General features: G+C 67.2%; 18 protein-coding genes. 12 read left to right on the forward strand and 6 right to left on the reverse strand.

All coding sequences use genetic code 11. The features are described from left to right. Nucleotides 1–5: 5 nt before the first annotated feature. From LFT46_RS00450 to LFT46_RS00470, 5 genes are all read left to right on the forward strand, one after another. Nucleotides 6–635, forward strand: coding sequence for a methyltransferase (locus LFT46_RS00450; protein WP_236820912.1), 630 nt, complete (start codon nucleotides 6–8; stop codon nucleotides 633–635). Nucleotides 636–672: 37 nt separating this feature from the next. Then, nucleotides 673–1,452: an NAD(P)-dependent oxidoreductase gene (locus LFT46_RS00455; RefSeq protein ID WP_236820913.1), complete on the forward strand. Its 780-nt coding sequence runs from the start codon at nucleotides 673–675 to the stop codon at nucleotides 1,450–1,452. Between the two features lie 79 nt (nucleotides 1,453–1,531). Continuing rightward, on the forward strand, nucleotides 1,532–2,869 hold the full coding sequence (locus LFT46_RS00460) for a TRAP transporter large permease subunit (protein WP_236820914.1): 1,338 nt from the start codon (nucleotides 1,532–1,534) through the stop codon (nucleotides 2,867–2,869). A 9-nt stretch (nucleotides 2,870–2,878) separates the two neighbouring features. Next, a complete protein-coding gene (locus tag LFT46_RS00465) occupies nucleotides 2,879–3,136 on the forward strand; it encodes a hypothetical protein (protein WP_236820915.1) in 258 nt (85 codons plus the stop codon). Next, complete coding sequence (locus LFT46_RS00470) at nucleotides 3,133–4,113, forward strand: cyclase family protein (protein WP_236820916.1); 981 nt, start codon at nucleotides 3,133–3,135, stop codon at nucleotides 4,111–4,113. The genes LFT46_RS00465 and LFT46_RS00470 overlap by 4 nt, the downstream gene beginning before the upstream one ends. 136 nt (nucleotides 4,114–4,249) lie before the next feature. Here the strand turns inward: LFT46_RS00470 and LFT46_RS00475 are convergent, their stop codons facing one another. Further along, on the reverse strand, nucleotides 4,250–5,233 hold the full coding sequence (locus LFT46_RS00475) for a trypsin-like serine peptidase (protein ID WP_236820917.1): 984 nt from the start codon (nucleotides 5,231–5,233) through the stop codon (nucleotides 4,250–4,252). Between the two features lie 243 nt (nucleotides 5,234–5,476). Continuing rightward, complete coding sequence (locus LFT46_RS00480) at nucleotides 5,477–6,058, reverse strand: MOSC domain-containing protein (protein WP_236800471.1); 582 nt, start codon at nucleotides 6,056–6,058, stop codon at nucleotides 5,477–5,479. 105 nt (nucleotides 6,059–6,163) lie between these two features. Here LFT46_RS00480 and LFT46_RS00485 point away from each other — a divergent pair, with 105 nt between their 5' ends. Beyond that, complete coding sequence (locus LFT46_RS00485; RefSeq protein WP_236800472.1) at nucleotides 6,164–7,126, forward strand: alpha/beta hydrolase; 963 nt, start codon at nucleotides 6,164–6,166, stop codon at nucleotides 7,124–7,126. Here the strand turns inward: LFT46_RS00485 and LFT46_RS00490 are convergent. From LFT46_RS00490 to LFT46_RS00500, 3 genes are all read right to left on the reverse strand, one after another. Continuing rightward, the gene (locus LFT46_RS00490; protein ID WP_236802975.1) at nucleotides 7,123–9,492 is read right to left on the reverse strand and encodes an ATP-binding cassette domain-containing protein; all 2,370 of its coding nucleotides are present in this window, start codon (nucleotides 9,490–9,492) and stop codon (nucleotides 7,123–7,125) included. The two genes, LFT46_RS00485 and LFT46_RS00490, sit on opposite strands and share 4 nt — an antisense overlap. Before the next feature lie 111 nt (nucleotides 9,493–9,603). Beyond that, on the reverse strand, nucleotides 9,604–10,023 hold the full coding sequence (locus LFT46_RS00495; RefSeq protein ID WP_236800473.1) for a VOC family protein: 420 nt from the start codon (nucleotides 10,021–10,023) through the stop codon (nucleotides 9,604–9,606). After that, nucleotides 10,020–10,469, reverse strand: a complete 450-nt coding sequence (locus tag LFT46_RS00500; RefSeq protein ID WP_236800474.1) for a helix-turn-helix transcriptional regulator — start codon at nucleotides 10,467–10,469, stop codon at nucleotides 10,020–10,022. The genes LFT46_RS00495 and LFT46_RS00500 overlap by 4 nt, the downstream gene beginning before the upstream one ends. Before the next feature lie 220 nt (nucleotides 10,470–10,689). Between LFT46_RS00500 and LFT46_RS00505 the strand changes: the two genes are divergently transcribed. From LFT46_RS00505 to LFT46_RS00530, 6 genes are all read left to right on the forward strand, one after another. After that, nucleotides 10,690–11,079: a CBU_0592 family membrane protein gene (locus LFT46_RS00505; RefSeq protein WP_236800475.1), complete on the forward strand. Its 390-nt coding sequence runs from the start codon at nucleotides 10,690–10,692 to the stop codon at nucleotides 11,077–11,079. Nucleotides 11,080–11,200: 121 nt separating this feature from the next. Continuing rightward, nucleotides 11,201–13,288, forward strand: a complete 2,088-nt coding sequence (locus tag LFT46_RS00510; protein WP_236820918.1) for a DUF5107 domain-containing protein — start codon at nucleotides 11,201–11,203, stop codon at nucleotides 13,286–13,288. Further along, nucleotides 13,264–14,526, forward strand: coding sequence for a hypothetical protein (locus LFT46_RS00515; RefSeq protein ID WP_236820919.1), 1,263 nt, complete (start codon nucleotides 13,264–13,266; stop codon nucleotides 14,524–14,526). Before LFT46_RS00510 ends, LFT46_RS00515 begins: the two co-directional genes overlap by 25 nt. Continuing rightward, on the forward strand, nucleotides 14,523–15,842 hold the full coding sequence (locus LFT46_RS00520; RefSeq protein WP_236820920.1) for a cellulase-like family protein: 1,320 nt from the start codon (nucleotides 14,523–14,525) through the stop codon (nucleotides 15,840–15,842). Before LFT46_RS00515 ends, LFT46_RS00520 begins: the two co-directional genes overlap by 4 nt. A 12-nt stretch (nucleotides 15,843–15,854) precedes the next feature. Further along, on the forward strand, nucleotides 15,855–18,194 hold the full coding sequence (locus tag LFT46_RS00525) for a beta-galactosidase (protein WP_236820921.1): 2,340 nt from the start codon (nucleotides 15,855–15,857) through the stop codon (nucleotides 18,192–18,194). Nucleotides 18,195–18,224: 30 nt separating this feature from the next. Further along, nucleotides 18,225–19,112, forward strand: a complete 888-nt coding sequence (locus LFT46_RS00530) for a helix-turn-helix transcriptional regulator (protein WP_236820922.1) — start codon at nucleotides 18,225–18,227, stop codon at nucleotides 19,110–19,112. A 20-nt stretch (nucleotides 19,113–19,132) separates the two neighbouring features. Here LFT46_RS00530 and LFT46_RS00535 read toward each other — a convergent pair whose 3' ends face one another. After that, on the reverse strand, nucleotides 19,133–19,768 hold the full coding sequence (locus LFT46_RS00535) for an ANTAR domain-containing protein (RefSeq protein WP_236820923.1): 636 nt from the start codon (nucleotides 19,766–19,768) through the stop codon (nucleotides 19,133–19,135). Nucleotides 19,769–19,864 lie beyond the last annotated feature (96 nt).

The raw sequence follows: 19,864 nt of genomic DNA on the forward strand, positions 1-19,864 counted from the left end.
CCCCTATGACAACCCCAGCCCTTGACACTGTTGACGCTGACTTCGCCCGGCCGGACCGGGACGTAGTGGACCGCCTCGCCAAGCTGCCCGCCGCGAACATCGGCGATGCCATGGACCGGCTCGGCGTAGCCGACTCGGCCATCCAGGCCGTCTGGCCCGGTGCAAAGCTCGCAGGACCGGCCTTCACGGTGTGGACCCGGCCCGGAGACAACAAGGGAATCCACGCCGCCCTGCAGCAGGTGCGGCCCGGGGACGTCATTGTCGTTGCCGGCGGCGGCGATGAGTCCCGCGCCCTGCTGGGCGAACTGATAGGGGAGCGCGCCATCAACCTCGGCGTCGCGGGCTTTGCGCTGGACGGAGCAGCGCGCGACGCCGAGGCGCTGGGTGAGATCGGCATGCCGGTCTTTGCCCGGGCTACTTCGCCGGCAGGTCCTTACAAGGACGGTCCGTTCCGAATGGGCACCGCCGTCGCCTTTGGCGGTGTTCCTGTCCTGCCAGGCGACATCATCATCGGAGACTCCGACGGCGTGGTGGTGGTTCCCCGCGAACAGGCAAACGCCGTCGCCGAAGCAGCGGAGGCCGTCTTCGCGGACGAAACCAACCGCCGTCAAACCATCGTCGCGGCACGCTCCTAGCTGCCGCACCTTTCCAAGCAAGAAAGACACCAATTCCATGACAGCATGCACCGTCATTGGCCTCGGCGAAGCCGGCGCCACCTACGCCGCGGCACTTACCGCTGCCGGCCACGCGGTCACCGGGTTCGACCCCGTGGCAGCGTCCACCCCCGCCGGCGTCACCCGCGCCGCCACCGCTGCAGAAGCCTGTGAAGGGGCGGATATCGTCCTGGTGATGACCGGAGCCGCAGCTGCCCGCAGTGTGGCCCAGGAGTGCCTGCCGGTCCTGGCCCCCGGCAGCTGCTACGCCGACTTCACCTCCTCATCGCCCGGCGTCATGCAGGAACTCGGGCAGCTGCCCACCCAGGCCGCCTTCGCCGACGTCGCCATCCTCGGCCCGGTCTCAGCGCTGGGGGAGAAGACGCCCTTGATGGTCAGTGGCCCCGGCGCCCAGGCCGTCGCCGCCCTGCTGGAACCCCTGGGCGTCCAGGTGGAAATCGCCGATGGCGGCCCCGGGGCGGCCATGGCGCACAAGCTGCTGCGCAGCGTCCTCATGAAGGGCCTGGCCTCCGTGGTGGTCGAGGCCGTCACGGCCGGCAAGGCCGCGGGCCTCGAGGACTGGATCCGCGCCCAGATTGCCGGGCAGCTTGCCGGTGACGGCCAGGCCGTTATCGACAGGTTCCTCACCGGCACTGCCAAACATGCCGCGCGCCGGTCCAGGGAGATGCAGGACACCGCCAGCTATCTCTCGGACCTTGGCGTCCCTGCAGAGATGACAACCGCTTCCGCCAATGCCTTGGCCCGCATCGCGCACGCAACGGAACCGGCCTTGCGCTGACCGCCCGGTCGGGCACAATCAGGAACAGGCAACACATGATTTCCACAACAACCGGCATTCCGCCGTCAGGAGCAGCAGCATGATCGGCATCTGGGCACTCGGCGCCTATCTGGCCGTCATCCTGCTCTGGACCACCTTGATCAAGCGGAGCGTGGGGGAAGCGATGATCCTCGGATTCCTGGTGGTCCTCCCGTTCACCGGCGCAGCCGCGGCGCAAGTTGGATGGTCGGCACTCTATTCGGCTGCCACTGACGAAATTGTCTACGCCACCATGGCCTTCGTTTTCATGGGCTACCTGCTGGACAAGGGCGGCGTCCTGGACAGGTTGATCGACCTGCTCAACTCCCTGATTGGTGGCGTGAAGGGCGGGCCGGCCTGGGTTTCGACAGTGGCTTCAGCGGGGCTGGGCGGCGTGGTCCACAACCAGGCTGCGATCGCCGCGACCGTGGGGTCGGTCACTATCCCCTGGATGGAGAAGTCCCGGCTGGACAAGCCCGCGGCCGCCACCCTTGTGGCAGGCAACGCGGGGATGGGCATTACCTTCCCGTTCAGCGCCTCCATGTTCGTCCTGGTCGGTTCAGCCACGGTGGGGCCCCTCCTGAACATCAACGCGCTGGTCCTGCCACTGCTTTTCGGCGGCCTGTGGTGCTTCCTGCACCGGCTCATCGTCACTTGGCTGCTGATCCGCAAAAGCGGGATGGCACCCCTTGATGCAGCCCACCGGATGTCCGTCCGGGCCGCTTTCGGCCAGGGCTGGGCCACCCTCCTGCTGTTCGTCGTCGTCGCCATCCCGTTGGTCATCACCTCGGGATTCCTCACGTCGGCGCTCTCGGACTGGACCGGTGGTGACGTCAGCAAGTCCGTCAGCGTGATCGTCTGGATCCCTGTGGTCCTGCTCATCACAGGTGCCCTGCTGGGGCGGAAACAACTGCCACGCACCGGCCGCGCCTGGGTCGAACTGCTCCAAGGCTCTGCACCGCGCTTCGGAATTGTTGGCGTGACGGTGGTCTTCGCTTTCGCCGGTGCCAATGCGCTCGCCGCCACCGGCCTTCCCAAGCAGATGACGGCACTCCTGAACGGCATGAACCTCCCCCTCTGGCTGCTCGCCATCCTGATCGGCCTGATCGTCATCGCCGTCGCGGCCCCGCTGTCCGCCACGGCCACCATGGCCGCCGTCGGGACGGTTGGCGTCGCAGCCCTCGTCGCGGCCGGTGTTCCGGCCACCACGGCCGCCGTCGCCGTCCTGGTTTTCTCCTCCTGCGAAGCGGCGGTCCCGCCCGGCGGCGCCCCGCTCTATGTTGCCTGTGGCATAGCGGACGTCAACCCCATCAAGACCTTCGCGCGCCTGCTCACCCACTACGCCCTGCCCCTGCTGGTCATCGGCGTGTTGATCATCCTCGGCGTCCTGCCGATCTAAGGAACCACCATGGACACATCTCGAAGAGTCACCGAAACCGTCTTCGTCATCACCCTCGGAGCGCTCCTCATCGGCGGCGTTCTGTTTGTGGCAGGGCAGGCCGCCGGGCTGGTGGCCGGCCAGGGCGGATGGCTCGATTTCTTCAATAACTTCATCAAGCCCCCGATCTGCATTGCGGCGTCCGTCTGCGCGGTGGCCGGGTTCCTGCTCAGCTACAAGCGCCCGCAAAAGCAGTCGCCGCAGCAACAGGAAGCAACCACCCGATGACCGGGCACAAACAGTTTCCGCGCTTCGCCGATCTCCTGCAGCGGGAAGGCGGGTTGTCAGGGACATCCTGGGGACTGTTTCCCGAACCGGAGCGCGGCACGCCATCGTTCATCACGCCAGACATTGTCCTGGAGGCCAGGGACAGTATTCGGACCGGGACGGTGTTCGGCCTGGACTATCCGGCTGATGCCTTCGATCCCGGCATGTCGCTAAAGCGCGGGGCGCCCCGGCACACCATCTATTCCTCCCATCCGGCCCACCGGGACGACTACCTTGACGGGTACTATCTGCAGGGATCGAGCCAGGTTGACGGGCTTCGGCACCGGCGGGCAGACGACGTGGGCTTCTATAACGGCACCGCGGATGACCGGATCACTGAAGGCACCCCGGACCTCGGCATCCAGGAATGGGCGGAACACCCGATCACCGGCCGGGCCGTGCTCGTCGACGTGGAGGGGTACCGGAACGCTGCGGGAGAGCCGATCGACCACGCTGCCGGGGAACCTCTCACCCTGGGCCTGGTCCAGGCAGCCATGGCGGCGCAATCCATCACCACCCGTCCCGGCGACATCCTCATGCTCCACACCGGCTGGTGCGAATGGTTCCTTGCGCTTGGTCCGGAGGAGAAGCAACGCATCCGCGAGAGCCGCAAGGCGTCCGGTGTGGCACAGTCGGAGGAGTTCGTGGCCTGGGCGTGGGACAGCCAGTTCGCTCTTGTCGCCGCGGACAACTTCGCGTTCGAATGCCTGCCAGCGGTTCCTGACAGCCCGTACCGGTCTTCGGCCACCAACGACCACGGCATGATGCACCAGCAACTCCTGGCCAAACTCGGCCTGCCCTTGGGCGAACTCTGGAAACTCATGCCCCTGGCCCGGCACATGAGGACCACCGGCCGCTGGGATGCCTTCATCAGCATCAAGCCCCTGAACATCACCGGGGCTACCGGTTCCCCGGCCAACGCCACAGCCATCACCTGACCCCGACCACTAGGGAGTGCCCTCCGTGACGCCACAGAAAGGTCCGGCCGGTGTGAGTCACCGACCGGACCTTTCTGCGTTCATTGTGAAGCTGGCTTGGATCAGCGGAAGATGCCGGGCACCGCCGTCGTCCGCCTTAAGCGGCTGAGGACGCCGCGTTATACGCCTGCTGGATCACTGAACCCCAATACGGGCCGTACATCTTGGTGGAGTTGCTGCCGTAGCCGTAGCTGTTGACCGAGTTCTGGTAGCCGCTGGAGCTGGTGCCGATGAACCACGGCCCGCCAGAGGAACCGCCCGTCATGTTGCAGGGAATTCCCTGGCTGTTGAACTGGGGGTTGTAGGGATCGTTGGTGGCGGTGCCGGAGCAGCTTTTCAGGGATTCGCCGTTGAACGGTGAGGCTGCCGGATAGCCGAATGCCTTGTAGACGAGGCCGCGGGCGGCGTTGAAGCTCACCCCGGAGGCCCCGACGACGTCGGCGAGGTTGCGGCCGTTGAGCTGGCTTACTACGGCAAAGCCCGTGTCATACTCCATGCTGCCGGACGAGCTCCACTGGGTGGGGGCGTAAAGCGCCTTGGCAGTCCACTTTCCGTAGGGTGCGGAGCCATTCAGGTATGCAGGAACAAACGTGAATTTGGTGGCAAAGGCTCCGGGTCCTTCATTGAGGCAGTGGCCGGCGGTGGACACGGTGTTCCGGTTGGCCGATGCCACCGAGTTTGCCGAGCAGACATAGTTCGTGCCGCCGAGGGTGAAGAACACCTTGCCGATGTGGGACACGGGGCTTTCGCTGGCGTTGGCCTTGGTCTGGATCTGGGGTGCCGAGCCCTGGATCTTGGTCTCCGGGACCTTAGCCTGCTCCGGGAGGACGGCCGGGCTGGACTGTTGCCGGTCCACAGCCTTTTTCGCCAGAACGTCCGCCGGGATGGCCGAGCGCATGCGTTCGGGCGTCCAGTAGTCGGCGCCGGTTGTGTCGGCGAGGGCCAAGCTGCTGACGCCGGCAACGTCCTTGGTGTCCGGCGATGCGGGCGCCGCCGTTGCCTGACCCGCTGAGCAAAGGGCGAACAGTGCTGCTGTTGTGAGGCTCATGAGGCTTGTGGCCAGAGTCCTGGGTGATGTCATAGCTGTCCTCGGTAGGTTCGGGTGAAGCGGACCTGATGTGGTACGCTGGGGATGAACCTATCCCGGTATGACAAAGTTGTAAATAAGATTCCTAAATCAGTTATTCGCTCAACTAATCTGTAATCCCAGGCTTGCGGCGCAAGGTGTGGGGCTCGCCGGTGAGTTCCTCAAGCCGGTCCGCCGGACTGCCGTGGAGCTTCAGGACCGACAGGATGCAGGTCCCCCGCCGCGGGGCGCCCGGATCTACGGCAGGCGGGATGGCCGCAGCAGGGTCGCTTCGCCGGCCCGGTCCGGGTGCAGCGGTACCGGACTGACCAGCACCGCAGGGCCCCGGTGCAGGAAGCCGCTGGAGACGGCCCGGCAGCGGATGCCCCCGCGGCCCCGCATGGCCGGATGCGCGCCGGGCGCCAGCATCTCGTTCATCCACGCACAAGGCTGGGCGTGCCGGCCGACGTGCATGGACACCGCAGACCCGCCGGATTCCAGCGTGAAGTCCTGCCCCAGCAGGGGCGCCAACTGGGCTCCGCGGAGCACCACGTTCCGGCGGGTCAGCAGGGGATCGAACGGCCGGGCGCCCAGCTCGGCGGCGATGGCTTCGAGGGATTCGACGGCGAACAGGGTCACCGCCGCGTCCATGTGCGCGGCCTTGCCAAAGAACCGGTCACCCACGATGCCCTTGCCGGCCACCACCTCCGCCTGGTCTGCATCAGTGGTGGGAACGTCGGCGGCACCGTCCCGGGCGCGGCCGAAATAGGCATGCGCGGGGGACACCAGCAGATGCAGGATCTCGACGTCGTACCGGTAGGTCCCCAACCGTTCCCTCACCTCGCAAGCTCGGCCAGGGAACCCTGCGGCCGCGGGGCCCTGGTAAAACCAGCGTAGGGCAGGCCGGCATTGAAATCCCGCGCTTCGGTGGCAGGATCAGGAACCATGGACACCTCATCCTCCCCGGCCGCCGTTGCGCCGCCCAGACGGCGGACGGTCATTTTCTGGGTATCAGTGGTCTGCGCCGCGGCCCTCTCGGGGGTTGCCGTGTGGATGCTGGCCGGGAACCCCGCCGTCCTGGCCGGTCATCCGCTGCTGCCGGGAATCCTGCTGGCGGCCGGCGCCGCGGGCGTGGCTTGGGCGGTCCTGCTGTGGCTGCGCCGGGATGTTCCCCGGCCCCGCTCCCTACCCAGGATTGTTGGCGCATGGTTGGGCCGGTTGGCCGTTCTGGAGTTCGCTGCCGGGCTTGCCTGGCTCAACCCCTTTGCCTACCAGCCGGGAGCGACGGCGGAGGCGGGCCCGACGTCGGACTTCAGCGTCACCGAAACGAACGCCGCCGTCACCATGTCACCCGAGGGGAGCGCCACTGCCAAGGGCCTGGTCTTCTACCCCGGCGCGCGCGTGGATGCCCGGGCCTACCAGGACATTCTTGCGCCGGTGGTAGGCGCCGGGTACCGGGTGGTCATCCTGAAGGAACCGCTGGGGCTCAGCCTGCTGGACGGCAACCAGGCCCGCGGCGCCATCGGGGACAACCCGGACATCACCACCTGGGCCGTGGGCGGCCACTCGCTCGGCGGTGTCTCTGCATCCTCGTTCGCCCTCCACAACGCCGACATCAAGGGCCTGGTCCTGTACGCCTCCTACCCTGTGGAGTCGCTGCGGGGAAGGACCGGATTGTCCATCCTGTCCGTCTCCGGCAGTAGCGACGGACTAAGCACCCCGGCAAAAATCGACGCCTCCCGCCAACTGCTGCCCGCCGACACGGAATTTGCGGCTGTCAGGGGCGGAGTGCACGCGTTCTTTGGCGACTACGGCAACCAGCCGGGCGACGGCGAACCCGGCGTCAGCCGCCAGGCCGCCCAGCAGCAGATCGCCGCCGCCACCGTCGCCTTCCTGGGGCGGCTTTAGGCCCCCACATACGTTGCCAGGTGCCGCCCGGTGAGCGTTGCCCGCCCGGCCACCAGCTCAGCCGGCGTTCCCTCGAAAACGATCCTGCCGCCGTCGTGCCCTGCTCCCGGGCCGATGTCGATGACCCAGTCCGCGTGGGCCATCACCGCCTGGTGGTGCTCGATCACGATCACCGACTTCCCTGCATCCACGAGCCGGTCCAGCAGGCCCAGCAGCTGTTGGACGTCCGCCAGGTGCAGGCCCACGGTGGGCTCGTCCAGGATGTACACGTCCCCGGTCTCCGCCATTTGCGTGGCCAGTTTGAGCCGCTGGCGCTCGCCGCCGGACAGCGTGGTGAGCGGCTGGCCCAGGGTGATGTAGCCGAGGCCGACGTCCGCCAGCCGCTCAAGGACCTTGTGCGCGGCGGGCGTCTTCGCCTCACCCCCGGCAAAATACGCCAGCGCCGCGTCCACTGACATGTCCAGAACGTCGGCGATGTTCTGCCCGCCCAACGTGTATTCGAGGACGGCGGGCTGGAAGCGGCGGCCCTCGCAGTCCTCGCAGGTGGACTCCACGGTGGCCATGACGCCGAGCTCGGTGAAGATCACCCCGGCGCCATTGCAGGTGGGGCAGGCGCCCTCGGAGTTGGAGCTGAACAGCGCCGGTTTCACCCCGTTGGCCTTGGCGAAGGCCTTGCGGATGGGCTCCAGCAGGCCGGTGTAGGTGGCCGGGTTGCTGCGGCGGGACCCCTTGATGGCGCCCTGGTCGATGACCACCACGCCCTCCCGCTTGGCCAGCGAGCCATGGATCAGCGAGCTCTTCCCCGAGCCGGCCACGCCCGTCACCACGCACAGCACGCCGAGAGGGACGTCGACGTCCACATTCTGCAGGTTGTTCGTGGAGGCGCCCCGGACTTCAAGCGCGCTGGTTGCCTTCCGGACGGATTCCTTGAGTCGGGCGCGGTCGTCCAGGTGCCGGCCGGTGATGGTCCCACTGGAACGGAGCCCGTCCACGTCGCCTTCATAGACAATCTCGCCGCCGCCCGTGCCGGCTTTGGGGCCGAGGTCGACGACGTGATCGGCGATGGCGATCATCTCCGGTTTGTGCTCCACCACCAGCACGGTGTTGCCTTTGTCCCGCAACTGCAGCAGGAGCGTGTTCATCCGCTCGATGTCGTGCGGATGCAGCCCGATGCTGGGCTCATCGAAGACATAGGTGACATCGGTGAGCGAGGAGCCCAGGTGGCGGATCATCTTGGTCCGCTGCGCCTCGCCGCCGGAAAGGGTGCCCGCCGGGCGGTCCAGGGACAGGTAGCCCAGGCCGATCTCGGCGAAGGAATCCAGCAGGTCCCGCAGCCCGGCCAGCAGCGGCCGGACCGAGGGTTCGTCCAGGTCACGGATCCATTGCGCCAAGTCGCTGATCTGCATGGTGCACAGGTCCGCGATGTTCCTGCCATTGATCTTCGAATTGAGCACTTCCGGGGTGAGCCGGGTTCCGCCGCAGTCCGGGCAGGTGGCGAAGGTGACCGCCCGCTCCACGAAGCGTTTCACGTGCGGCTGCATGGCCTCCACGTCCTTGGACAGCATGGACTTCTGGATCTTGGGGATGATGCCCTCGAACGTGAGGTTGACGCCTTCCACCTTGATCTTGGTGGGTTCGGCGTACAGCATTGTGTCCAGCTGCTTCGCCGTAAACTTGGCGATCGGTTTGTCCATGGGCAGGCCCATGCCCCCGAACAGGCGTCCGTACCAGCCGTCCATCGAGTAGCCGGGGACGGTGAGCGCGCCCTCATTCAGGGACTTGGAATCGTCGTACAGCGCAGTCCGGTCGATGTCGCTGATGTTCCCCATGCCCTCGCAGCGAGGACACATGCCGCCGAGGTAGGTCACCTGGCGCACCACGTTCTTTTCCACCCGGCCGCCCTTTTCGGTGCTCATGATGCCGCTGGCCTTGCGGGTGGGCACGTTGAAGGAGAAGGCGGTGGGCGGCCCGACATACGGTTTACCCAGGCGGCTGAACAGGATCCGCAGCATGGCGTTCGCGTCGGTGGCGGTGCCCACGGTGGAGCGCGGGTTGGCGCCCATCCGCTCCTGGTCCACAATGATGGCGGTGGTCAGCCCCTCCAACCGGTCCACATCCGGCCGGGCAAGGTTGGGCATGAAGCCCTGCACGAACGCGCTGTAGGTCTCGTTGATCATCCGCTGCGACTCCGCGGCGATGGTAGCGAACACGAGCGAGCTCTTGCCGGAGCCGGACACGCCGGTGAAGGCGGTCAGGCGGCGCTTCGGCAGCTCCAGGCTGATGTCCTTCAGGTTGTTTTCCCGGGCGCCCTGCACCCGGATCCGGTCGTGGCTGTCGGCGATGTGCAGCGCCTGCCTGGTCTCCATGTCGGCGTCCGTGCTCAAGGTGTCCCCCTTCTCGTGGAGCGGCACGGGACGGAGGCTGCACTGTGAGTCTCCGACCCGCGTCGTCCCTTATATACGTGGCTGTTTATATGCCTAAGGCTGCTGGTTGATGCGGACGGTGTTCCCGGCGGGGTCGCGGAAGGCGCAGTCGCGGATGCCGTACGGCTGGTCGATGGGTTCCTGGACAACGTCGGCCCCGGTCGCCTCCACCTTGGCGAAGGCGGCGTCCACGTCGGGGGCGGAGAGCACGATGGTGGCGTAGGTGCCCTTGGCCATCATTTCGGTGATGGTACGGCGCTCATCCTCGGTGATTCCAGGGTCTACCGCAGGCGGGTGCAGGACGATGGAAACGTCCTTCTGCCCTGCGGGGCCAACGGTAATCCAGCGCATGGTGCCGCGGCCCACGTCGTTGCGGATTTCGAAGCCCAAAGCGTCGCGGTAGAACGCCAGCGAAGCATCGGGATCGGTTGCGGGAAGGAAGGTTGAGGAAATGTTGATGTCCATGGCAGTCATGCTAGTAACGGCTCGGGGGTGGGCGCTTCTCGATTCCTGACCGGTCTGGTGACCTGTTTCGCCACGCACGCGGGGATCCCCGCCGTCGATCCTCCCGCTTCTTGCTTATATACGCTCGGGGGCATTCCCACCAGTTCGCTGAAGCGGGTGCTGAAAGTCCCCAAGGAGGAACAGCCGACGGCGAAGCACACCTCCGTGACGCTGAGGTCACCTTTGCGCAGCAGTGCCATGGCCCGTTCGATTCGGCGCGTCATGAGGTAGCTGTAGGGCGATTCGCCGTAGGCGAGCTTGAAGCGGCGGCTGAAATGGCCTGCGGACATGTGGACGTCCTTGGCGAGCGATTCGACGTCGAGCGGCTGGGCGTACTCGCGGTCCATCCGGTCCTTGACGCGCCTCAGCTGGAAGAGTTCGCGCAGGTACGGATCATTGGCGGGTGTGCTGGTCACAGCTCCGATCGTGCTACGTCCGGGAGGGGTTGTCCAGAGTCCGGACAGCGGGGTTCCGGTGGACATTTTGACCCTGCGGCGGAGGGTATGATTATCCCGCTGACCAGCATGAGGTCCTCGCCCGAACAGGGCTCGAGAAACCCGGCACCGGCAAACCAACCCTGTTTCACCCCCTCCTAAACCCTGCCCGAATACTGCTCGGGACCCTTGAAAGGACGCCATGAATCTGCTGTGGGAAATCGCCGGCTGGGCAGGCGCGGTTGCGATTCTCAGTGCGTACCTCGCCGTTTCCATGGGCTGGCTGAAGGCAGGGAAGGGCTTCCAGACAGCGAACCTCTTCGGTTCCGTGGCTTTCATCATCAACGGCACCCTGCACAGCGCCTGGCCGTCCGTGGTCACTAACGTTGCGTGGTTCCTCATCTCCGCGGTGGCGCTGGTCCGGATGCGCTCGGAGGAGGCGGCCGCCGAGCCTGCGGAAGCTGCCCATGTCCAGTACCCGGGCGTTCCGGACTCCACAGGCCAGATGGCCATTGTCGAGGCCCTCACCGACGCCCTGCCTGTGGTGTCCTCGGCGCCGGTAGTGGCGGACGGGCCGCGCCTGGCTCTGTAGCAATCCGGCGGACAGGCGCCGCGGGAATCGCCGGCGTCCACTCCCGCGTGGTACACGATCGTCCATATAGCTGATCGTTTTTGCCATGGGAACCGGTTCCAGGGCTCCATAGCCTTGAGGGGTGACCAGCGACCCCCAAAACCCCAGCATGATCCTCCTGCCCGACGCCCCCGCTGGCCAGCAGGACCTCCTGGCGGCAGGCGGCGTGGCCTGCTGGAGCGAGCCGGTATGGATCGACACTTACGCACCCGGTAAGCCGGACAGATATCCGCTGTTCCTGGACCGGCGCGTCTACCAGGGATCCAGCGGCAAGGTATATCCGATGCCGTTCATCGACAGCATCGAGGCGGTGAAACAGCCCAGGCTGTGGCAGGCCATCCACCTGGAGAATGAGTACGTCCGCCTGATGCTGCTCCCGGAGATCGGGGGCCGCATCCACGTCGGCTACGACAAGACCACCGGCTACGACTTCTTTTACCGGAACAACGTGATCAAGCCCGGGCTGGTGGGCCTGGCCGGGCCGTGGATCTCCGGCGGGGTGGAGTTCAACTGGCCGCAGCACCACCGGCCCGCCACGTTCCTGCCGGTGGAAACGGCCGTTGAGCGCGCCGGCAACGGTGACGTGACCGTCTGGCACAGCGACCTGGACCCGCTGCAGCGGATGCGGGGCACCCACGGCGTCCGGCTCCGGCCCGGCAGTTCACTCATCGAGGTCGATGCGCGGCTGCATAACCGGACCGATGAGCCGCAGACCTTCCTCTGGTGGGCCAACGTGGCCGCGCGGGCGCATGACGGCTACCAGTCTTTCTTTCCCACCGACGTCCGGTACGTGGCGGACCACGCCCGCCGGGCTATCACCGCTTTTCCGCGCGCTGACCGGCCCTATTACGGCGTGGACTATCCCGCCCGGGCCGCCGTAAGCAGCCCTGCCGAGGGCCGGCCGGACGCGGACCGGCTCGACTTCTACGCCAACATCCCCGTCCCCACCTCCTACATGATTACGGACACGGCGGACAGCTTCTTCGGCGGTTACGACCACCAGGCGGATGCCGGGTTCGTCCATTGGGCGGACCGCAGCATCGCGCCCGGCAAGAAGCAGTGGACGTGGGGCAACGGTCCGGTGGGCCAGACATGGGACGGGCATTTAACGGACGACGACGGCCCGTACGTTGAGCTGATGGCCGGCGTCTTCACGGATAACCAGCCGGACTTCAGCTACCTCGCCCCGGGCGAGACGCGCACCTTCAGCCAGCACTGGTACCCCATCCGGCAGATGGGGCCGGCGCACCAGGCGAACCTGGACGCCGCCGTCGCGCTTTCCCTGGACGGTTCCGGCAGGACCGCCACCGTTGGCGTCTCCGGCACCACCCGCAGGGAACATGCGGCCGTTGTCCTGAAGTGCTCCGGCGAAACGGTCCGGAGCTGGACTGTCCTTCTCTCGCCAGCGCATCCGTTTACCGCCACCTTTGACCTGCCCTCGCCGGCCAGGGCAACGGACTTGACGCTCCAGGTCCTCGATGCCGGGCGCGAACTCATTACCTGGACGCCCCGGGAGCCCGTCGATAATGCGGCCGGGCCCTGGGTGGCCACCGAACCCGCGCAGCCGCGGGACATGGAAAGCCAGGACGAGCTGTTTGTCACCGCAACCCACCTGGCGCAAAACCGGCACCCCACACGGTCGCCGTTGCCCTACTTCGAGGAGATGATCCGCCGGGATCCGTTGGACTCCCGCGCATCCATCGCCTTGAGCGCAGCCAGGTACCGGGAAGGCCGCTACGGCCAGGCGCGGGACCTGCTGGCGAATGCGCTGGCACGACTGACCCGGCGGAACCTTAACCCGCCCAGCGGGGAGGCCAGCTACCGGCTGGGCCTCGTCCTGGAACGCCTTGGCCTCATGGACGAAGCCCGGGAACGGTTTGGGAAGGCTGCCTGGGACAGGGCATGGGCACATCCGGCGCAGCTTGCGCTGGCCCGGCTGGCCCTGCGCGACGAAGACCCAGCCCGGGCCCTGCAGCACGCTGACGCCGCATCGTCCCTGGAAACCACCAGCCCCGAAGCACGGCACCTCCGGTACCTGGCGCTGGAACAGCTGGGGTGCAGGACGGAGAGTGGGCAGTTGCTGCAGGACATCGCGGCCGCCGACCCGCTGGATCCCGTGGCCCTGGCGCTCGCGGGGCCCTGGACGTGGCGGATCCGAAGACCGGGCTGACTGTGGCCTGCTGGCTGGCCCGGGCGGGGCAGTGGCAGCGTGCCCTGGACCTGACCGAAGCCGAAGCCGAAGCCGCGGACTACCCGGCGTTCGGCAACCCCGGTCCGCTCCGCCACTATCTGCGTGCCTGTTGGTTGGAGGAACTCCAGGATTCCCGGGCCGCGGCTGCCGAGCGCACGAAGGCCCGGTGCGCGGACTCGTGCTACGCCTTCCCCTACGGCCTGGATGACTATGACGCGCTGCTCCGCGCCCTCGAAGCCGACCCGCGCGACCACGTGGCCCACGGACTCCTGGGCTGCTGGCTGCTGGACAGCGGGCGGACCGCCGACGCTCTGGGCCACCTGGAGCAGGCCATGGCACACGGCAGCACAGACCCTGTGGTGTGGCGGAACAGCGCCCTGGCTGTGACCAACACCGGCGGCGACCCCGCCACTGCCGACAGCTGCCTTGCGCGGGCTTTAAACCTCAGTCCGGGGGACGCCCGGCTTGTCTTTGAACGGGCCGTGCTGTCGGGGCTGCGCGGCCTGCCTGCCGAGCAGCGTATCGCGGACATCGAACAGCAGGGGCCCGCCGTCCTGGCCCGTGATGATCTCGCCGTCCTCTACGCCAACCTGTTGACCGACGTCGGACGCGCCCAGGACGCCCTGGCACTCCTGGCCTCGCGCACCTTCCAGCCCTTTGAAGGCGGCGAGGGGCTGGCGCTCGCCGCCTACGACCGGGCCGCGGTCCAGCAGGCGCGGACGTTAATGGAGCAGGAGCCGACGGCGGCAATCACCCTGCTGCGCGAGGGCATCGCAGCGCCGGCGAACCTGGGCGAGGGGCGGCATCCGGGGGACAGCATGGCTGAACGGCTCGTGGCGCTGGGCGATGCGCTGGAACGGTCGGGTGGCGGCGTGGCTGCGAGGGAGGCCTGGGCTGCAGCCTGCGGCGGGGGGAATGCGTTGGCCGTGGATCGGGGTCCGGCCGGGCCAGCCGACTACTGGAGGGGTGTGGCTTTCATCCGTCTGGGGAGGCGCCAGGAAGCGGACCGGATCTGGGACAGCCTGGAAATCCGGGCAGCCGAACTGGAGGCGGCGCCCGCGCAACCCGACTATTTCGCCACCTCGCTGCCGGAGCTTTTGCTGTTCGCCACTGATACCGCTGCGTCGCGTGGCGCTGCGGCGGCCTCGCTTCGGGAACTGGCCAGGCGCGGCCGGCTGTCCGGGCCCCTGCAAATGAAGGAAGAGGTCTCCCGGTGACTGAAGAACCGCGATACCTCGGGTCCGGGAGCCTGGAAGGTGACACGCGCAGCCTGACCGGCGCGCCGCCGGCGCACCTTCCCTCCCGCATGGCCATCTCGCTCTGGGACTTCTCCTGGTACACCCGCGCCGAGGACGGCGGGCCGTACGCGGACCTGGACAAGGCGTGTGCCAAGGCAGCGGAGCTCGGGTACAACGCCATCCGCATCTGCGCCGCGCCGTTGCTGCTCTTCGGAGGCCTGGGCCTGGACGCGCTGGCGGAGGATCTGGAGATCGAGGGACTGGGCACGGCGCCCGACGGCGGTATCTACGGCCGCGGGACGCGCTGGTATGACGCCCCGGGCGGTTACCGGCTGAACCTGCGGCAGCGGCTGCTGGACCTGTTCGACGCCGCCCAACGGCACGGCCTGGTGGTGGTCCTGGCCAGCTGGGAGTACCAGCAGTCGCCGGTGTTCGCCGCGTCGCCGCAGTGGTTCGAAGCCATCGATGCCGTCCCGCTGGCGGACCGGTACGGGGTCCTGGCCGACGCCTGGGACCGGTTGATCCGGGCGGTCGCCGACGCCGGGCACCGGGACAGCATCGCCCTCGTGGAACTGCACAACGAGGTGGACTTTTCCATCCTGCCGGCCCTGGCCGACGGCGGCAGCGAGCAGGTACAGCGCCTGCGCCGGCTGCATCCCGACCTGCTGGTGACGGCCAGCTACGGAAAACCCCCGCACCTGGCCATGCACACGGTGCCCGACGGCCTGGGTGCAGCGCAATTCCATGTCTACAGCTATGGCGTGCTGGACGCGCTGCAGCAGCAGATCGACATTCGGTCCGAGGGGACCGACGGCTTCCCCAACCCGGCACTGCGTGCGCTGCTGCGGGCCGACGCACGTCCTTTTCCGGACTACGGCCGCCTCGCCGCCTGGAAATACCGCGCCACCGTGGTGACCGACCAGATGTTTTACGGCTACGACTGGATCGACCCGGACGCGTGGGACACCTGGCTGTACAACAACTACGGTCCCTACCGGGAGGTGATGCGGCGCGAGATCGAGTCCCGCGTCATCGCCATCGCCGCCTGGGCGCGGTGGAAAAACGTGCCCGCCCTGGTGGGTGAGGGCTGGATCGGGTACACCCCGCTCCTGGGCACGTTCGAGGAGGGGCCGGTGGGGCGGGACCTGGCCGAGCACGGCATCCGCACAGCCCTGGACCATGGCGTATGGGGTATGGTGCCCTGCTCCAACGCGGCTCCCCACCATCCCCTGTGGGCCGACGAGGCGTGGCAACGCCGCATCAACAAGCTGATACTTACCGCCCCTGCGAACTGAAGGACTCCCGCATTGACTGGCCAACACACCGCCCTTGAGCTGCTGACTGCCGTCCACCGGCCTTTCGCCGGGCGGCGGCAACTGCCTGCCATGAGCAATACCGAGGACGTGCACAACCGCTGGCGGCTTACCAGCCACTATCTGGAGCGCGACGGCGGCCCGTACATTCCGGTGTCGGGCGAGATCCACTTCAGCAGGCTTCCCCGGAACCGCTGGGAGGACCGACTCCGGCTGACGAAGGCCGGCGGCATCACCGTGGTGGCCTGCTACATTTTCTGGATCCACCACGAGCCGGTGCAGGGGGAGCTACGGTTTGACGGCAACCTGGACGTCGCTGCCTTCGTCCGGCTGTGCGCGGCCCTGGACCTGGACGTCGTCCTGCGCATCGGGCCTTGGGCCCACGGCGAGGCCCGCAACGGCGGGTTTCCGGACTGGGTGCAGGCCGCCGACGTCGGGCACCGCACCAACGATCCCGCGTACTTGGCACTGGTAGAGCGCTGGTTCAACCTCATTGGTGCCCAGTTGAACGGGTTGACCGGGCCGGGCAGCAACGTGATCGGCATCCAGCTGGAGAACGAGCTGTACGACCAGCCCGGGCATATCACCGAGCTGAAGAGGCTGGCGCGTGCGTCGGGGATCACTGCCCCGATCTGGACGGCGACTGCATGGGGCGGTGCCGATCTTCCCTTGGAGGATGTGCTGCCGGTCTTCGGGGGCTACGGCGACGGGTTCTGGGTGGACGCCGAGGCTCCCTGGGACCCCACCTTCAGACAGCACTACCTCTTCAGCCACCAGTGGGACGATCCCGGCATCGGCGCGGATCTACGCGAGCATTTTTCCGGGGCGGAGGCTTCCGCTCCGCGCTCGCCATCCGAGCTCTACCCGCCTGCCACCTGCGAGCTGACCGGCGGCATGGCCACGGCGTACCAGCGCCGGCCCTGGCCTTCGGGCAAGGATGTGGCAGCGGTGGCGAACAACAAGATCGGCAGCGGCTCCAGTTGGCAGGGCTACTACATGTTCGCCGGCGGCATGAATCCGGGGCCGGAGCTGCAGGAATCGCAGGCGACGGGTTATCCCAACGATCTTCCGGCATTCGACTACGACTTCCACGCTCCGATCGGCGCCTCGGGCCGGCTGGCGCAGAGTTTCGGGCTGCTGCGCCGACAGCACGCGTTCCTGGCCGCGTTCGGAGAGCTTCTGGCGCCGATGCCCTCCACGCTGCCGGACCGGGTGCCCTCCGGGGTGGAGGATTCGGCGACCCTCCGCTGGGCCCTTCGCTCCGATGGGAACTCCGGATTTGTCTTCATCACCTGGCACCAGCCGCATATTCCCCTTCCGGAATACTCCGGTGCGCAGTTCCGGCTGGACCTCGATGTGGAGACGGTGACGTTTCCTGCCGCGCCCGTGGACGTTCCCGCCGGCACCATCGCGGCGTGGCCGGTGAACCTGGAAATTGGGGGTGTGCGGCTGCTGTGGGCCACGGCAACGCCGTTGACCGTTCTCGATGCCGACGGTTCGGCCACCCTGGTCCTTGCAGCCGAAGAGGGGATCGAGCCCCAGCTGTGTTTCCAGGAGGGGACGGTGCTGGAGGGCCCCGCAACTGCGCTTGGGGGCAACGCCTATGTGATTGCTGCCTCTGCTCCGGTGACGCTGGCTGCGGCTACCCCCACAGGTTCCTTGGCAATTTTGATGCTGCCCGCCGTATTGGCGGACCAGACCTGGGTCCTGGATACCTCGTGCGGCCGGGAGCTGGTTCTGTCCGCAGATCCAGTCTGGCTGGATGCCGGGGGCCGACTGTCGGGAAGGTCTGGGGGAACGCCGGCAGTCCGGCGGTACTCCCCGGAGCCTGGCTGCTTTGAGGACGTGGCCGTCGAAACGGAGGGACTGGAGCCCGCACGCCTGGCCGTGCCGGTGGAGCTTGTCCGCTCCGCGCAGGCCGTTCCTGCGTTCTTCGGCTCACTGGCGGGCCGGGCCGGAGCCCCGGACGATGCAGCCATCAGCCACTCCGCAGCGGTGTACCGGCTGGAACTTCCGACGGCGGGACCCACCACCGGGGGAGGGCTGGCTGAGTTGGAGGTCGCCTGGGCGGGCGATGTCGCCCGCCTTGTGGTGGACGGCAGGGTGGTGGCGGACCGTTTCTGGGACGGCTCCCCCTGGATCCTCGAAACCAGTGACGTGGGCATCCAGCCAGGTTCCGACGTCGTCCTTCAGATCCTGCCGCTGCCCAAGGCAGCCAAGGTGGGCGTGCCCGCACCGGCCCAGCTCCGAAGGGATGCCGTGGACGGGGACCTGCTCGCCCTGGACAGCGTGCAGATGGTGCACTGGACTGAATGGCGGGAAGCCCGAGCCTGAGGCGCCCCTCCGGCATAGGATGGACGTTTCGTGACGGAGGGAGCGGATGTGGAGCGGGCACACGGGTTCGCCAACCAGCGGCTGGTGGTGGTGCCACGTCCGCTGGTCCGTGAGGCGCTTGCCCGTCCCATCACCCGGCACCTCGTGGTCACGGACGCCGGCGTCTTCCCGGCCGCGGAGGACCATGGACGCTACCGTCCGGGGGGTGCCGAGGAAACCATCATTATCCTCTGCGTCGCCGGACGGGGCTGGGTGGAAACCGCCGGTACCCGGACCGACGTAGGCAAGGGAACCGCCGTGGTGCTTCCCGGCGGAACCGGCCAGGCACATGCATACGGTGCCGCGACACATGATCCATGGACGATCTGGTGGTGCCACGTGCGGGGCAGCGATGTCCCCGAGCTGGTTACGGAGGCCGGGATACGCCCCGATGGACCCATCATCCCGCTGCTGGCCGTGGACCGCTTGACGGCCATGCTGGATGAGATCATCACGGCACTGGAGAAGGACCAGTCACCGGCGCGGCTGGTGGTTACGGCGGGCATGGCGTGGAAGCTGCTGGCCACGCTGGCGGCGGACCGTCGCGTCCCTGAGAAGGGGACACCGCTGCAGCAGGCGATGAACTACCTGGAGGAACGGGCGGACGGGACCATCCGGCTGCCCGAGCTTGCCGCGCTGGTGGGGGTGTCGTCGTCGCACCTCAGCAAGCTGTTCCGCGAGGCGACCGGCGGGGGAGTGCTGACCCATCACACAGCCCTGAAGATGGCGCGCGCACGGCATCTGCTGGATACGACCGACCTGACCATTGCGCAGGTGGGCCGGGAAGTGGGCCTGCAGGACCAGTTCTACTTTTCCCGCCAGTTTCGGCGCCTGCACGGGGTCAGCCCCAGTGTCTACCGGGCGGAGCGGAAGGGGTAATTCATCTTCCAGTCCTGCAGCTAGAGCAGGGGATGGTCCTGGTTGCCCTGTTTGCCGGCCCCGACGGTGGTGCGTTCGACGATCTCCTGCGCGATCGCGTACAACTTGCGGTTCGTATCCTGGCTCAGTTGGCTCATGAGCCCGTAGGCCTCGTCGGCCGTGATGCCGGTGCGCCCCATCAGGATGCCCTTGGCCTGCTCAATGACCGCCCGGTTCACGGCCGACGCGGCCACCGCCTCCGTGGCGAGTTGGTGCCGGTCCGAATGGATTGACGTGGTCAGGTCCACGATTACGCCCCAGACACCGATGGGGGTGGTTCCGTCCAGGATGTAGTCGGCAGAGTAAAGCAGTTTGTGCTGCCGGTCCTTGCGGTCCCGGATGGACACATAAATGGATGACGGCCCGCCGTTCTTGGACACGTGCTCCCAATACGCCTGGACCCTTGGGCGGTCTTCGGGCTCGAGATGGGGCATAACCATGTCCATGGAGGGGACCACCTCGCCCCGCTCATACCCGTACATGCGGTACAGCCCGTCAGACCAGCGGAAGATTCCGTCCTCGAAGTAGTACTCGACAAGGCCGGTGGGGCAGTCGAGGAAGTCGTTTTGGTGGACCCTCCCCTGCACGGGTCCTGGATCATTGCTGCTGGCTGTCAATAAAGGGCCATTCCTACGTGCGGTACGCGGGCTACCCCCTGCCCGGCGCGAAAACACCAGAATATAGCAATTGGAATGCCAGTTAGGTGTCCAGTC

Origin of the sequence: Arthrobacter sp. FW306-07-I, assembly GCF_021800405.1 — a bacterium.
Classification (GTDB): domain Bacteria; phylum Actinomycetota; class Actinomycetes; order Actinomycetales; family Micrococcaceae; genus Arthrobacter.

Bases quoted from the DNA above. Each gene is read 5' to 3' on its own strand.
- LFT46_RS00505 (WP_236800475.1), top strand. From the start codon at position 10,690: ATGAATCTGCTGTGGGAAATCGCCGGCTGGGCAGGCGCGGTTGCGATT.
- LFT46_RS00485 (WP_236800472.1), top strand. From the start codon at position 6,164: ATGGACACCTCATCCTCCCCGGCCGCCGTTGCGCCGCCCAGACGGCGG.
- LFT46_RS00495 (WP_236800473.1), bottom strand. From the start codon at position 10,023: ATGACTGCCATGGACATCAACATTTCCTCAACCTTCCTTCCCGCAACC.
- LFT46_RS00465 (WP_236820915.1), top strand. From the start codon at position 2,879: ATGGACACATCTCGAAGAGTCACCGAAACCGTCTTCGTCATCACCCTC.
- LFT46_RS00455 (WP_236820913.1), top strand. From the start codon at position 673: ATGACAGCATGCACCGTCATTGGCCTCGGCGAAGCCGGCGCCACCTAC.
- LFT46_RS00475 (WP_236820917.1), bottom strand. From the start codon at position 5,233: ATGACATCACCCAGGACTCTGGCCACAAGCCTCATGAGCCTCACAACA.
- LFT46_RS00450 (WP_236820912.1), top strand. From the start codon at position 6: ATGACAACCCCAGCCCTTGACACTGTTGACGCTGACTTCGCCCGGCCG.
- LFT46_RS00490 (WP_236802975.1), bottom strand. From the start codon at position 9,492: ATGGAGACCAGGCAGGCGCTGCACATCGCCGACAGCCACGACCGGATC.
- LFT46_RS00470 (WP_236820916.1), top strand. From the start codon at position 3,133: ATGACCGGGCACAAACAGTTTCCGCGCTTCGCCGATCTCCTGCAGCGG.
- LFT46_RS00460 (WP_236820914.1), top strand. From the start codon at position 1,532: ATGATCGGCATCTGGGCACTCGGCGCCTATCTGGCCGTCATCCTGCTC.